The sequence below is a fragment of the Streptosporangium sp. NPDC049046 genome, from assembly GCF_040649155.1.
Classification (GTDB): Bacteria; Actinomycetota; Actinomycetes; order Streptosporangiales; family Streptosporangiaceae; genus Streptosporangium.
The window spans coordinates 31285-46057 of the sequence record NZ_JBEZEZ010000024.1; the positions used below are offsets into that span (position 1 = coordinate 31285).

The window sequence follows — 14773 nt, forward strand, 5'->3', positions numbered from 1 at the left end:
AGGTGACGCCCTTCCCCCCGAGGTGGGGCGACGGTCTCCCGTGAGGTGACGACGGCCCTGCCTGGCCGGTGAGCGGGCCGATGGACGGGCTCCGACCGGTCGGAGCCCGTCAGCGGGCCCGCAGGACCACGATCGCCATGTCGTCGGCGCTCGGTTCGGGGGCGAAGTCCTGGACCGCGCGGCGGATCCGCTCGGCGACCGCCCGTGCCGACAGCCCCACGCACTCGGCCAGCAGCTTGGCGAGCCCCGCGTCGTCGTCGAGCAGTCGCCCGTCCCTGCGGCGCTCGGTCACCCCGTCGGTCACCGCGAGAAGCACGTCACCGGGGTCGAGGTGGACGAGTTCCGCCTTGAAGGTCGCCTCGGGGAAGACCCCGAGCAGCGACTGGGAGGTCACCACGGCCTCCACGTCACCGTTGGGCCGCAGCCGCAGCGCCTCCGGGTGCCCCGCGGAGACCATCGCCACGTCCAGTCCGCTCGGCACGGGCGTGATCTCCCCGTGCAGCAGCGTCAGGAAGCGGGCACGATCCCCCTCGTCCAGGATCGCCTGGTTGAGGCGTTCGAGAACGGCCGCCACCCCGTACCCCTCCCGCGCGAGCAGGCGCAGGGTGTGGCGGGCCAGACCGGTCACCGCGGCGGCCTCGGGGCCGGTCCCGCAGACGTCGCCCACCGCGAACCGCCAGGCGCTGTCACCGGCCGCGAAAAGATCGTAGAAGTCGCCGCCGACCTCGTTGGTCTCCCCTGCGGGCTCGTAGACCACGGCGGGGTCGAGACCGGGGATCTCGCCCGGCTCGTCCGGAGGGAGCAGGCTGCGCTGCAGTGCCCGGTTCGCCGCCGCCTGGGTGGCGTACAGCAGGGCGTTGTCGAGGGCGAGCGCGGCGCGGCGGCCGATGTCCTCGGCGTACTGGAACACGTCCTCGGCGAACCGGTCGGGCCGCCCCAGGCACATCGCGCCCAGCGTGCGCCCGCGCGCCAGGAGGGGGATGACCAGCACCTGCGAGTCGGCGAGCTGCATGGACCCGCCGCCCTGCGGGATCTGGGCGTCGGCGAGCTCCTCCCTGAGCTCGTCGATGCGCCGCTCGTCGGTGTGCCAGAGGTAGGCTGGACGCTGCGGACCGCCGCCGTTGCTCCACGTATAGACGGCACACCAGGTGGCGAGCCGCGGCACCACGATCTGCGAGATGATCGCGGGCACCATGTCGGGGTCGAGAGTGCCTGCCAGCAGGTCGCTCGCATCGGCGAGAAAACCCATCCATATCGGCCCGCGACTGGGCTCTTCGGTGGCCCACTCCGAGGACGGACGGCCGGAGGAGCCGGCCAGGCGGATCTTGGCCCAGTGTGTGCGTTGCTGGCCGGCGAAGGTGACACCCCATTCCTCCACCGGTACGGACGGTGCGCCGGGGCTCTCGTCGGGAGCCTGCCTCTGGCGCACCTCGATCCGCAGGCCATCACCCAGATGGCTCCAGACGATCTCGAAGGGAACGTCCGTGACCTGCGACGACAGGTCGGCGGCCAGCCGTTCGGCGACCGCCAGAACGGACGCGGCGGCCCAGGCGGTCATCACCTCGATGGTGAACCGCCTGGCGGCAGGGACGGCCGTGTCTCCTGGGGCGAAGGTCGCCGCCAGAACGGCGCGGGGAGCACTGGTCACTGTTCCGTGACTACCACACTTCCCGCTGACATGGGGTGAATCGAAGGTGGGACTACACATTGCGCACCGTGACAGACTGGGGTGACTCACGGCCGCGCCCCCGGGAGTCAGGGAGGTCATATGACCACGGTCAATACCGTGTCCGACGTCGAGGAGCGACGTTACAGCGAATCGGATCTACGACCGATCCTTCAGACGCTCATCACCTGGCGCGACGGTGACTTCCGCCGCCGGGTGCCACACGCACCTCCCGGGATCCTCAGCGAGATCCGCCTGCTGCTCAACGAGGTCGCCGACCGCCGCGAGCACCTCGCGAACGAGCTGCACCGGGTCCGCCGCGAGGTGGTCAAGGAGGGCCGCTTCGGCGAGCGCCTCACCCCCGGCCCCGGCGTGGGCTCGTGGGCCGAGAGCGTCGACTCGGTCAACACGCTGATCGACGCGCTCGTGGGCCCGGTCAGCGGGGCCGCCGACGTGATCGACGCGGTGGCGAAGGGCGACCTCTCCCGCCGGATCGATCTCGACCGCGGTGCCCGGGGCGAGGTGCGCCGCCTCGGCAAGGCGATCAACGGCATGGTCGACCAGCTGTCGCTGTTCACCTCCGAGGTGACGCGGGTGGCGAGGGAGGTCGGGACCGAGGGACGCCTGGGCGGCCGGGCGAACGTACGCGGCATGTCGGGAAGCTGGCGCGACCTCACCGAGGCCGTCAACACCATGTCCAGCCGCGTCTCCGCGCAGGTCCGCGACATCGCCGCGGTGACCACCGGGGTCGCCCGGGGCGACCTGAGCCGCAAGGTCACCGTCGACGCGGTCGGCGAGATGTTCGAGCTGAAGAACACCGTCAACACCATGGTCGACCAGCTCCTCGCGTTCGCCGAGGAGGTCACCCGCGTCGCCCGCGAGGTCGGCACCGAGGGTCAGCTGGGCGGTCAGGCGCAGGTGCGCGGCGTCTCCGGCGTCTGGAAGGACCTCACCGACAACGTCAACGTGATGGCGGGCAACCTCACCACCCAGGTCCGCGCCATCGCGGCGGTGTCCACCGCCGTCGCCCAGGGCGACCTGTCCAAGAAGATCACCGCGGACGCCCAGGGCGAGATCCTCCAGCTCAAGGACACCCTGAACACCATGGTGGACCAGCTGTCGATGTTCGCCGACGAGGTCACCCGCGTCGCCCGCGAGGTCGGCACCGAAGGCCAGCTCGGCGGCCAGGCCCGCGTACGCGGCGTCTCCGGCGTCTGGAAGGACCTCACCGACAACGTCAACTCCATGGCGAACAACCTGACCTACCAGGTCCGTAACATCGCCGAGGTCACCACCGCGGTCGCCAACGGAGACCTGACCCGCAAGATCGACGTGAACGCCCAGGGCGAGATCCTCGCGCTGAAGACCACGATCAACACCATGGTCGACCAGCTGTCGTCGTTCGCCTCCGAGGTGAGCCGCGTCGCCCGCGAGGTCGGCTCGGAGGGTCAGCTGGGCGGTCAGGCGCAGGTGCCCGGTGTCTCCGGCACCTGGAAGGACCTCACCGACAACGTCAACGTGATGGCGAACAACCTCACCACCCAGGTCCGCCAGATCGCCGCGGTGTCCACCGCCGTCGCCCAGGGCAACCTGTCCAAGAAGATCACCGCGGACGCCCAGGGCGAGATCCTCCAGCTCAAGGACACCCTGAACACCATGGTGGACCAGCTGTCGATGTTCGCCGACGAGGTCACCCGCGTCGCCCGCGAGGTCGGCACCGAAGGCCAGCTCGGCGGCCAGGCCCGCGTACGCGGCGTCTCCGGCGTCTGGAAGGACCTCACCGACAACGTCAACTCCATGGCGAACAACCTGACCTACCAGGTCCGTAACATCGCCGAGGTCACCACCGCCGTCGCGTCGGGCAACCTGAACCGCAAGATCGACGTGAACGCCCAGGGCGAGATCCTCGCGCTGAAGACCACGATCAACACCATGGTCGACCAGCTGTCGTCGTTCGCCTCCGAGGTGAGCCGCGTCGCCCGCGAGGTCGGCTCGGAGGGCAAACTGGGCGGCCAGGCCCGCGTCGAGGGTGCCGAGGGCATCTGGAAGCGCCTCACCGAGAACGTCAACGAGCTCGCCGCCCGCCTCACCACCCAGGTGCGCGCCATCGCCGAGGTCACCACCGCCGTCGCGACCGGCGACCTCACCCGCTCCATCACCGTCGACGCCGAGGGCGAGATCGGCGAGCTGAAGGACAACATCAACATGATGGTGGCGGTGCTGCGCGACACCACCACCGCCAACCAGGAGCAGGACTGGCTGAAGTCCAACCTGGCGAGGATCTCCCGCCTCATGCAGGGCCACAGCGACCAGATGGAGGTCGCCAAGCTCATCATGAGCGAGCTCACCCCGCTGGTGTCGGCACACTACGGCGCCTTCTACCTCGCGGAACCCACCGGCGACCGCGACCTGCTCCTCATCGCCGGGTACGGCGCCCGCCCCGGCAGCGGACCCCGGCAGCGGTTCGCCACCGGCGAGGGCATCGTGGGCCAGGCCGCGCTGGAGGGCAGGGGGATCATCCTCGGCAACGTGCCCGCCCGCTACCTCACCGTCGACACCGGTCTCAGCACCTCCACGCCCGCGCAGATCGTCGTGCTGCCCGTCCTGTTCGAGACACAGGTGCTCGGCGTCCTGGAGCTCGCCTCGTTCAGCGAGTTCAGCGAGGTCCACCACGACTTCCTGAACCAGCTCGTCGAGACCATCGGCGTCACGATGAACACGATCATCGCCAACTCCAGGACCGAGGACCTGCTGACCGAGTCGCAGCGCCTCACCACCGAGCTGCAGGAGCGTTCCGACGAGCTCCAGCGCCAGCAGGAGGAGCTGCGCCGCTCCAACGCCGAACTGGAGGACAAGGCCGCGCTGCTCGCCAAGCAGAACCGGGCGATCGAGATCCAGAACTTCCAGATCGAGCAGGCCCGCCGCACGCTGGAGGAGCGCGCCGAGCAGCTCGCGGTCTCCTCCCGCTACAAGTCGGAGTTCCTCGCCAACATGTCCCACGAGCTGCGCACCCCGCTGAACAGCCTGCTCGTGCTCGCCAAGTTGCTCACCGAGAACGCCGACGGCAACCTCACCGCACAGCAGGTGGAGTTCGCCAGGACCATCCACGGCGCCGGTTCCGCCCTGCTGCAGCTGATCAACGACATCCTCGACCTGTCGAAGGTCGAGGCGGGCCGGATGGACATCCATCCCCAGCAGATCTCCCTGCCCAAGCTCGTCGACTACTTCGAGGCCACCTTCGCGCCGCTCGCCCAGGACAAGGGCCTGTCGTTCACCGTCGAGATCGACCCGTCGATCCCGCAGGAGCTCCGCACCGACGAGCAGCGCCTCCAGCAGGTGCTGCGCAACCTGCTCTCCAACGCGATCAAGTTCACCCCCAAGGGAGAGGTGCGGCTGCGCGTGATCCACGCCAGGCGCGCCGTCGCCTTCGTGGACGACACCCTGCGCGGCACCGACGGCATCCTCGCCTTCGAGGTGGTCGACACCGGCATCGGGATCGCCTCCGACAAGCTGGAGGTCATCTTCGAGGCGTTCCGCCAGGCCGACGGGACCACCAGCCGCAAGTACGGGGGGACGGGTCTCGGCCTGTCCATCTGCCGCGAGATCGCCCGCCTGCTCGGCGGCGAGATCCACGTGGTCAGCGAGGTCGGCGAGGGCAGCACCTTCACCCTCTACCTGCCCCCGTCGTACGGCGGCCCGCTGTCCTCGCGCGACGGCGGGGCGAGCACTCCCTCCTCCCCCCGCAACACCACGCTCATCGGGGTGCTCGAGGAGCCCGGCGACCTGCCGGAGCTGACGCTCAACGACGACATGCCCCTGCCGCAGTTCCCGCAGGGCGAGGGCAAGCCGTGGAAGGGCGACGATCCGCTCACCGGGGCGAAGATCCTGATCGTGGACGACGACATCCGCAACGTGTTCGCGCTGACCAGCGTGCTCGAACGCTACGGCTCCACGGTGATCTACGCGGAGAACGGTCGCGAGGGCATCGAGCAGCTCGAACGCAACGAGGACGTCGCCCTCGTCCTGATGGACATCATGATGCCGGAGATGGACGGCTGGGCCACCACCTCCGCGATCCGCCGGATGCCCCAGTTCGCGGACCTGCCGATCATCGCGCTGACCGCTAAGGTCATGCGAGGCGACCGGGAGAAGAGCATCGCCTCCGGCGCCTCCGACTACGTGCCCAAGCCCGTGGACGTCGACCGCCTGCTGGAAAGGCTGCGCGGCTGGCTCACCCGGGGCAAGCCGGCCGCCGACCCCGACGAAGGCGTGTGATCGATGCCGGACAAAGCCAAGATCCTCCTGGTGGACGACCGGGAGGAGAACCTCATCGCGCTTGAGGCCATTCTCAGCTCGCTCGATCTGATCCCCGTCCGGGCGAAGTCCGGGGAGGAGGCGCTGAAGGCGCTGCTCGGCACGGAGTTCGCCCTGATCCTGCTCGACGTCCGGATGCCGGGAATGGATGGGTTCGAGACGGCGGCCCACATCAAACGCCGCGAACGAACCCGCAACATCCCGATCATCTTCCTGACCGTGGTCGACAGCGCGCCCGACTACGCCTTCCGCAGCTACGCGGCGGGCGCCGTCGACTATCTCACCAAGCCCTTCGACCCCTGGGTGCTCCGGGCCAAGGTCGCGGTGTTCGTGGAGCTCTACAACATGAACCGCAGGCTCGCCGAGCAGGCCACCATGCTTCGCGAACGCCTCGCCACGGAGTTGCCGCCCGGTGAGGCGGCCGACCAGGCGGCCGTGCTGCCCGAGCTGTCCAGGCGCCTGGCCGCCGTCGAGGAGGAGGTCGGCCGGGTCGTGGAACTGGCCCGTAAAAGCGGCGACCCCGGTCTCGCGGGGCCGTTGACCGACCTGTCCAATCGTCTCGACCACCTGCGCGCGGGCTTCGACGCCCTTACCTGAGGGGCGTCTTCGAGGTCACCTGACGGGCGCCACGCGGTCATCCGGGCGTCTTCGAGGTCACCTGGGGTGCCCCGCAGTCACCCGGCGGACCTCTCCGCGCCCACCTGAGGGACGTCTCCGCGCCTCCCCGAGGGATCTCCGCGTCACTTGAGGGCGTCTCCGCGCCTCCCTGAGGGATCTCCGCGGCGCGATCATCTCACACCGCGGTTTCCTTCCGAGCCGACCGTACGTCTCCTGTGCGTCTCTCAGCGGCGGGCGCGCTCCAGGGCGTCCCAGAAGCCGCGGCGCAGGGCGTGACGGACCTCGTCGTGCAGGAGGAAGTCGATCGGCAGTGAGGAGCCCTGGAGCAGGCGCGCCTCCAGGTCGGAGGGCATCCGGGGCTTGCGGGCGAGGACCGCCTCCAGCCACAGGGCGGGCGCGTCCTTGGCCACGGACTCGCCGAAGTCGTGGCCTTCCTTGTGGGCGGCCTGCACCGCGTCGGAGAGGGTCGTCGCGGCACCGGTTCCGGTGCTCTGCGTCGGCACCGGAGCCGGTTGGGGACCGGTGTAGGCGCCCATCTGCTGCTGCGGGGACTGATAGCTCGGCATGCCGCCGGTGTTGCCCAGCGAGTACTGCGGCGCGACGGGCAGCGGACCGGTCTGGGTGCTGACGGCCGCGTGCGAGGGCGGGGAGGCGGGCGGGGGCGGCGGTGGCGACGACGGTGACGGCGGTGTGACGGGAGCGGCCGGGACGACCGGTGACTCCTGGGTGTAGCTCTGATAGGCGGAGGGCAGCGCGGGCTGGGCGTGAGCCGCGCGGGACGGCTGGACCGCGGGGATGGGACTGGTGGCCGGGGCGGTGTTCGCACCGATGCTCCCGGTGTTTCCGCCGCTGCCCCCGGTGCCGCGCGCGGAGACGGGCTGGCCGTTGGCGGCGCGCTGGTGGCCGTTGGCCACCAGGGCGGGTGTGTCGCCGCTCAGCAGGCTGACGTGGGGGCGCAGCTGACCGGCGCCGATCTCGATCAGGTCGTCGCACTCCTGGCGGAGCGTACGGGAGACGGCCCAGTTGCCGTCGGCGCCGATGTGCACCACGGTGACCCGGATGCCGAGGTCCTGGGCGTCGCAGATGACCTGCGCCAGGTCCTCGTCACCGCTGACCACGACCGCGTCGCAGACCGCGCCGTTGCGGGCCAACGTCATCAGGTCGCGGTGGACCTGGGCGTCGACACCCTCGCGACGACCGGGGCGGATGCGCGACAGGCGGAGCTTGAGGCCGGGGATCTCGGCCAGCGTGTCGTGCTCCGGGGTGCGGCGGCCCTCCACGGTCGCCTCGTACCAGTAGCAGCGCAACAACGGCAGCCCGGTGCGCTCTCTCGACAACTTGTTGAGCAGCTGGAGCAGCCCCGGGTAGTCCCAGGAGACGGACTCGCGGTGGCGGGTACCGTGCACCGCCATCGCGCCGTCGGCCAGCAGGTAGCCGGCGTCCACGAACAGCGCGCAACGATCCACACGACACCGCCTTCCTACGTGGCCCGATCCTTCGGTTCAGACAAGCCTGAAAGAACCCCTCAGAGACCGGACAGACGGCCCTTCCTCAGGGTAATCAAGCAGCTGACCATCCGAGGGTGAATCCCGACGATTCCACCCGCGCTCGACCATACGCTGGATCGTTCACGCAGACCGTACCAGTTTGTCCCGTTCGTGAACCCGTTCGGCGAGGTGCTATCACTTCTGGTTCTCCCCCATCGCGCCCCGGCCTCCCCACCCTTCACACCACCCCCTCACCGCACAACGAACCCGCAGGCGTGGTGCGCCCTTCCGCCGGGGATACGACTCCTCTTCCGTCGGCGATACGCCTCGTCAGGTGTACGACCGCCCCCTCCTTTCACGGCGCCGCCGACTCCCTTCACGGCACCGCCGACGACTCACCTTCCACTTCCACCGCGTCGCCGACCACCGAGGGCCGTCACGGGGCGGTCCGCACGCTCACCGCCGCCACGCCGAACAGCAGAACGTCCTCGCGCGTACTGATCTCCAGCACCGGGTCACGGCCGAGAGGCGCTCGGAAGCGGTCCACGTCCGTGCCGAAGGTCGTACCGGTGCCCCGCGCCCCGGCGGCGGACCCGTCGAAGGGATTGCCCGGGTCCCGCTCCCCGCCCGCGGGCCGCAGGGTCCGGCCGCCGAGCCTCACCCGATCGCCCCCGACGCCCGCGTCCCCCTCCCAGGTCACCAGGGACATCCTCGCGGGCACGCCGGAGGGCGTCAGCCCTTCGAGCGGTATCCGCGCCGAGCGATTCTCCCCGTCCAGCACCTCTGTGGTGTCGACGACGACGGCCTGGCTGTACGGCCGGCGCGGGTCGGCGACGATGACCACCAGGCTCCACCCGGCGTGACGCGCCACACCTGACCGCACCGAGGCGTCGGCCACCCAGTACGTCCCGCGAACCCTGCCCAGCAAACGCGTCACATCGGCGAACGCCTGGTAACCGCGCCCCGCAGGCAGTTCTCTCTCCACCACCTGCGTGGCCCTGACCTGCCGGTACCGTTCCTCACCCGGCACCTTGAGCTTGATCCGCCCGCCTGGTGGCGCGCTCGCCGACCAGTAGAGTCCCGCCCACACCACCTTGCTCGCCGCCGGCAGGGCGAGCCGGGCGGCGCTCGAACTGCTCGTCGACGGATCCCCGTCATGATCGATGGGACGCATCTCCCAGTTGTTGTTGTCGCGCCTGCCACCCCGCCGGGAGCGGGCGGCCTCGCACGCGGGCTCCGAGGGCGCGCAGCCCACCAGGGTGTTGCCGATCGCGGAGACGGCGACCCGGCCGTCGGTGGCGAACCTGGCCGGAGCCCCCGTCGCCCGTACCCTGCTGCGTGACCTCGCCTCCACCCGCGTCCCCGCGGTGGTGACCGTGACCGAGGGCGACGTCCCGTAGACCGCCTCATCCGACACCAGGACCCTCAGGAAGACCGCCGTGGCCCGGCCCGCGGGGAGTGGGCCGCGGACGCACCGGGCACCCCGGTTTCGTGCCCGGCAGGACCAGCCGTCGACCGTACCCACCGGTGTGACGCCACCGACGGCGTTTCCTCGGCGGGACCCGGACGGCAGCGTCACACCTCGCGGCAGCCCGACGTCGGCGACGACCTCCTCGCTCTGCCCCCGGCCGGCGTTGCGCAGCCGCACCACGACGATTCCGGCCTCGGACCTGACGAGGGCGCCGAGCGCGTCGATCCTGGCCACCAGGCGGGGAGCGAGCCAGGCACCCGTCCGGCCGCCCTGCCCCCCTCCGGGCCCCGCTCCGGCCGGCGCGCCCCCCTCGGACCCACCGGCCCTGTCCCCGGGGCCCGTCTCGACGGACTCTCCGTCGAGGGGCGCGCCGGCAACGGATCCGGGCACCACTCCGGTCTCCTCGGGTCCCCGGCCGGATTCCGCCGACCGACCCGACGGTGACGGTACGGGGGCTTCGGAGATCTCCGGCACCTCCGGGTCCGGCGAGTCGGGCACCGGGGCCACGACGATCGGCTCGGAGGCCGTGCTCGGCCATCGGACGGGCTCTTCCGTCGACACCAGCACGAGGGCCGCGGCCACCACGACCGAGGTGGCCATCGCACCGGCCGCGACGGCGCGCCGTACGGATCGGGGAGCCCTCCGCCAGCGGCCGGACAGTCCGCCGCCCCCCACCGTGGCGCCCATCCTGGCGAGCGCCGTCAGGTAGGCGGGGAACGCGGGACCGGCGACGAGCGGGCCGATGACGGAGCGGACGCCGTGGCCGATGCCGGTCAGTTCCGTGAGCACCGCGCGGCAGCCGGAGCAGCCCTCCAGGTGCCTTTCGATGACCCTGCTCCGTTCCCTGTCCAGGTCGCCACGCGTGTGAGGGCCCAGCCTGGTCAGCACGGGCCGGCACTCGGGGGCGGACGTCTCGGTCAGGTGGATGCGCAGGCACGCCTGGCGCATCCCCTCCTTCGCCCGGTGGGCGAGGGCGGCCGCGCCGTTCACGGTCAGCCCCAGCAGGAGCCCGACGTCCTCGATCCTGAGCCTCTCGACCTCGGCGTGCCACAGGACGAACTGCCACCGCTCGGGCAGGGAGAGGAACGCCCTCGCCACCGGCGAGCGTTCCAGGCCCCGCAGTGACGGGTCCACGAGAAACGCGCGCGGATCGAAGGGCCCTGCCTCGCCGTCCGCCCGCTCGTCGGTCTCCCCGTCCGCCCTGCCCGTCTCACCGTCGGTGGACCGCTCACCGGTCTCCTCGCCCACCTCGCCGCCGGACTCACCACTGGGCCGCTCACCGGTCTCCCCACCCGCTCCTTCCCCGGTCGCGGGGACCGTCCGCTCGACGGTCTCCTCTTCCGCCCCACCCTCGACCTCACCGGTCGCGCGCCCGACAGCTCCCTCATCTCCCTCGTCGGGCTCATCCGCGACCGCACCGGTCGCCCGCTCCACGACCCCCTCATCGGCCTTGTCCTCGCCGTCGGCCCGCTTGAGGGCTTCCCCCGGCGACCGTTCCGGTACGGCCGGTGTGCCTCCGGCCGTACCGGAACGGTCGTCGGCGATACGGCGGAGGACGGTGAACAGCTGGACACGGAACGCCTGTTCCGGGCCGTGTCCCTGGGCGATCACGTGGTGGATCTCGGCGAACGCCTTCCCTACGAGGTCCTCGGCCTCGCTCTCCCCCGGCAGGAGCAGGCGGGCGAGGGCACGCGTCGCGGGGGCGTGTCGCCGATGGAGCAGCCGGTAGGCGGCCACGTCGCCGTTCCTGGTGGCAGCCAGGAGCTCGGCGTCGCCTTGAGATGTTTCCGCACCCATTGTGACCTCACCATTACCCGGAGTTGCCTGCCGGATAATCCCGCAGTCCGCGCCGCGAGTAAACCCGGATCGCACTTTTGCCATCACGGGCCGAAATCGACGTTACGGCCGGCCTGCTCGTAGGCGGGGCCCCGATCGGGCGGGCTCCCCGGTCGTCCTAACCTTGTGCCATGAGCGATCGCGAGAGCCTGCTGGCGGAGATCAAGGGCAAGGCCGTGGTGCACGGCAAGGTCGTGCTGTCCTCGGGCATGGAGGCCGACTTCTACGTGGACATGCGCAGGGTGACTCTCGACGGGCAGGCTGCGCCGCTGGTGGGGCGGGTCATGCTGGACATCACCAAGGATCTGGACTACGAGGCGGTCGGCGGTCTCACGCTGGGCGCCGACCCGGTGGCGGCCGCCATGACGCACGCGGCGGCCGCGCGAGGCGGGAGGCTCGACACGTTCGTGGTCCGCAAGGCGCAGAAGACCCACGGCATGCAGCGCAGGATCGAGGGTCCGGACGTGTCGGGGCGTCGGGTGCTGGTGGTGGAGGACACCTCCACGACCGGCGGATCCCCGCTGACGGCGGTGGAGGCGCTGCGCGAGGCGGGCGCCGAGGTCGTGGCGGTCGCCACGATCGTGGACCGGGGGGCCGCCTCGGCGATCGCCGAGGCCGGACTGCCGTACCTGACCGCCTACACCCTGGCCGACCTCGGCCTCGCCTAGCGGGAAACGGGCCAACCCCGCGCTCAGCCTCAGCGGGAAACGAGGCAGCCCCGCGCTCCGCCTTGGCGGGAAACGGGATGGCCCCGCGTTCCGCACGCCCTCCCGACCGCCCCGGGTCGGTACGGCTTGCCGCCTGCGACGATGCGGGAGGCGGGGCTAGCGGGAGGCCGTGAACTCCTGGCGTTCGCCCGCCTTCCCCGGGGAGCGGACGGCACCGTTCACCTCGACGCGGACGGCGGCGGAGTCGGCGAGGACGACATCGACCTTGGGGTCGAAGGACCGGAACTGCTCCCCGAGCTCCATCTCCCTGTCGAGGAGCACGTCACCTCCGGTGATCTTCACGAAGACCGTGGGGCACCGTTCCCGCAGGCACTCGACGAGAACCGTCGGGACGCGCTCGGGGGTGGCGGACGGCGGCGGGGAGGCGACGGCGGACGAGACGGCGTCCGAGGGGGCGGGCGACGCCGTCGGCGCGCCGGAGCCCAGGCTTCCCGCCAGCGAGAGGACCCCCAGCACGATCAGGACGACGACCGCCGACACCGCGAGCCCGACGAGGACCAGGCGCGCGATGCCCATGGGGTCAGACCTGTGGCGTCCCACACTGTGGAGGTTAGCGGTTCGTGAGGAGATTTCACGACCCACCTGGTCGGATCCGTCAGGGAGGGTGTGTTCCGGCAGACCATCCGCGCCTCGTCCGGGTCGTGCCACGGCCGCCGAGTCCCCCGCGGGGAAAGGGGCAGAAAAGCGCCGCGCCGGGGATTGCCTGGTGGGAAGGGGGGCGAGGAGGGCCGCGGGTCCCGGCCATCCGGCGGGAACGGGGCCGGGGATACCGTTGGGGAGACGGTCGGAGACACCTCGGTACGCGCCGAAGTGGTACCCGAGCTATCCGGCCGGGAAGAAACTCCGGAATACTGGCCTGCGGGCTATGTCTTCATAGCCGCGCCAGCTGTTCATAGCCGTCTCCAGGGAGATGACACGATGCCTATCGCTACTCCAGAGGTCTACGCCGAGATGCTCGACCGGGCAAAAGCAGGCGGTTTCGCCTACCCGGCCATCAACGTGACCTCATCACAGACCCTCAACGCGGCGCTCAGGGGGTTCGCCGAGGCGGAGAGCGACGGCATCATCCAGGTGTCGACCGGCGGCGCCGACTTCCTCTCCGGCACCACGGTCAAGAACATGGTGACCGGCTCGGTGGCGCTGGCGGAGTACGCCCGCGTCGTCGCGGCGAACTACCCCGTCACGGTCGCCCTGCACACCGACCACTGCCCCAAGGACAAGCTGGACGGTTTCGTACGCCCGCTGCTCGACATCTCCCTTGAGCGGGTGGCGAGGGGCGAGGACCCCCTCTTCCAGTCGCACATGTGGGACGGCTCCGCCGTGCCGCTGGAGGAGAACCTGGACATCGCGCGGGAGCTCATCGAGAAGACGGCCCGCGCGAAGATCGTCCTTGAGGTGGAGATCGGCGTCGTCGGCGGCGAGGAGGACGGCGTCGTCGGCGAGATGAACGAGAAGCTCTACACCACCACCGAGGACGCCCTCGCGACCGCCGAGGCCCTGGGCCTGGGCGACCGTGGCCGCTACATGCTCGCCGCGACCTTCGGCAACGTGCACGGCGTCTACAAGCCGGGCCACGTCAAGCTCCGCCCGAGCGTGCTCAAGGAGATCCAGGACGCGGTCGGCGCCAAGTACGGCGCGGAGAAGCCGTTCGACCTGGTCTTCCACGGTGGCTCCGGCTCGCTGCTCGAGGAGATCCACGAGTCCATCGCCTACGGCGTGGTGAAGATGAACATCGACACCGACACGCAGTACGCCTTCACGCGTCCGATCGTCGACCACATGTTCAAGAACTACGACGGCGTTCTCAAGGTCGACGGCGACGTCGGCAACAAGAAGGCGTACGACCCCCGCTCGTACGGCAAGGCCGCCGAGGCCTCGATGGCGGCGCGTATCGTCGAGGCCGCCCAGCACCTGAAGTCCGCGGGCACCAAGCTCTCCTAAGCCCAGAAAAGGGTCACAGCAGAGACAACGAGATCGGCTTCCGGAAAGACTCCGGGGGCCGATCTTGGCCTGACGCGGGTCCACCGGGTAGGACTGTCGTCATGGAATCGCACGAGAACCTCCTCGCCGGCCCGCCGCCCACCCTGCTACCGGACCTACCGGAGGCCAGGGAGGCACTGGAAACCGGCGCCAAAGCATCCGATGTCGCCGCGCGTTTCCCCGCGTACCCGGCCGTCTGGGCCGTACTCGCGGACGAGTCCTTCGCGGCGGGACACGCCGTGACGTCGTACGCCTTCGCCCGCACCGGTTACCACCGGGGCCTGGACCAGCTCCGCAGGGCGGGCTGGAAGGGGCACGGCCCGATCCCGTGGGGGCACCTTCCCAACCAGGGGTTCCTGCGGTGCCTGCACGCGCTCGCCCGCGCCGCCCAGAGCATCGGGGAGAAGGAGGAGGCCGAGCGGTGCTTCCAGTTTCTGAAGGATTCGAGCGCCGAGGCGTCCGAGGAGCTGAACAGCCGCTGACCTGCGGGTATTCGACCCTCGACTCCGCCGCTGATCTGTCCCGCTGAGCCGCGGGTCAGCTTCCGATTCGTCCCTGGGATCTCCCGCCGAACCCTCTTTCCCAAGGTGGGAGATCCCCATTTCGGGCGCGGTCGGGTATTCTCTCCACGCAAGAGCCCCTGTCGCGATTGCGCCAGGGGTTTTCGTTTTTG

General features: G+C 70.5%; 9 protein-coding genes. 5 read left to right on the forward strand and 4 right to left on the reverse strand.

All coding sequences use genetic code 11. The annotated features are described in order from the left end of the window. Positions 1-109: 109 nt before the first annotated feature. Entirely contained in the window at positions 110-1648 is a 1539-nt protein-coding gene (locus AB0B96_RS29505; RefSeq protein WP_362903827.1) for a PP2C family protein-serine/threonine phosphatase, read from the reverse strand. 120 nt (positions 1649-1768) lie between these two features. Here AB0B96_RS29505 and AB0B96_RS29510 point away from each other — a divergent pair, with 120 nt between their 5' ends. Together AB0B96_RS29510 and AB0B96_RS29515 are read left to right on the forward strand one after the other, a co-directional pair. Then, positions 1769-5941, forward strand: a complete 4173-nt coding sequence (locus AB0B96_RS29510; RefSeq protein ID WP_350942435.1) for a HAMP domain-containing protein — start codon at positions 1769-1771, stop codon at positions 5939-5941. A gap of 3 nt (positions 5942-5944) precedes the next feature. Further along, positions 5945-6577 (forward strand): response regulator, encoded by a 633-nt coding sequence (locus AB0B96_RS29515; RefSeq protein WP_362903829.1) that lies wholly within the window; start codon positions 5945-5947, stop codon positions 6575-6577. 245 nt (positions 6578-6822) lie between these two features. Here AB0B96_RS29515 and AB0B96_RS29520 read toward each other — a convergent pair whose 3' ends face one another. Continuing rightward, on the reverse strand, positions 6823-8064 hold the full coding sequence (locus tag AB0B96_RS29520; RefSeq protein WP_362903831.1) for an NYN domain-containing protein: 1242 nt from the start codon (positions 8062-8064) through the stop codon (positions 6823-6825). 457 nt (positions 8065-8521) lie between these two features. Further along, complete coding sequence (locus tag AB0B96_RS29525; RefSeq protein WP_362903833.1) at positions 8522-11353, reverse strand: zf-HC2 domain-containing protein; 2832 nt, start codon at positions 11351-11353, stop codon at positions 8522-8524. Between the two features lie 170 nt (positions 11354-11523). On the opposite strand from AB0B96_RS29525, the gene pyrE reads away from it, so the two are divergent. Then, entirely contained in the window at positions 11524-12060 is a 537-nt protein-coding gene (pyrE, locus tag AB0B96_RS29530) for an orotate phosphoribosyltransferase (protein ID WP_350942429.1), read from the forward strand. A gap of 156 nt (positions 12061-12216) precedes the next feature. Here the strand turns inward: pyrE and AB0B96_RS29535 are convergent, their stop codons facing one another. Beyond that, complete coding sequence (locus AB0B96_RS29535; RefSeq protein WP_362903836.1) at positions 12217-12636, reverse strand: hypothetical protein; 420 nt, start codon at positions 12634-12636, stop codon at positions 12217-12219. Positions 12637-13038: 402 nt separating this feature from the next. Between AB0B96_RS29535 and fbaA the strand changes: the two genes are divergently transcribed. Next, a complete protein-coding gene (gene fbaA / locus AB0B96_RS29540; protein WP_350942425.1) occupies positions 13039-14061 on the forward strand; it encodes a class II fructose-bisphosphate aldolase in 1023 nt (340 codons plus the stop codon). A gap of 101 nt (positions 14062-14162) precedes the next feature. Further along, positions 14163-14582, forward strand: coding sequence for a DUF3151 domain-containing protein (locus tag AB0B96_RS29545; protein WP_362903839.1), 420 nt, complete (start codon positions 14163-14165; stop codon positions 14580-14582). Positions 14583-14773 lie beyond the last annotated feature (191 nt).

Coding starts and splice junctions, on each gene's coding strand:
- AB0B96_RS29510 (WP_350942435.1), top strand. CDS start 1,769: ATGACCACGGTCAATACCGTGTCCGACGTCGAGGAGCGACGTTACAGC.
- AB0B96_RS29515 (WP_362903829.1), top strand. CDS start 5,945: ATGCCGGACAAAGCCAAGATCCTCCTGGTGGACGACCGGGAGGAGAAC.
- AB0B96_RS29525 (WP_362903833.1), bottom strand. CDS start 11,353: ATGGGTGCGGAAACATCTCAAGGCGACGCCGAGCTCCTGGCTGCCACC.
- pyrE (WP_350942429.1), top strand. CDS start 11,524: ATGAGCGATCGCGAGAGCCTGCTGGCGGAGATCAAGGGCAAGGCCGTG.
- AB0B96_RS29535 (WP_362903836.1), bottom strand. CDS start 12,636: ATGGGCATCGCGCGCCTGGTCCTCGTCGGGCTCGCGGTGTCGGCGGTC.
- fbaA (WP_350942425.1), top strand. CDS start 13,039: ATGCCTATCGCTACTCCAGAGGTCTACGCCGAGATGCTCGACCGGGCA.
- AB0B96_RS29545 (WP_362903839.1), top strand. CDS start 14,163: ATGGAATCGCACGAGAACCTCCTCGCCGGCCCGCCGCCCACCCTGCTA.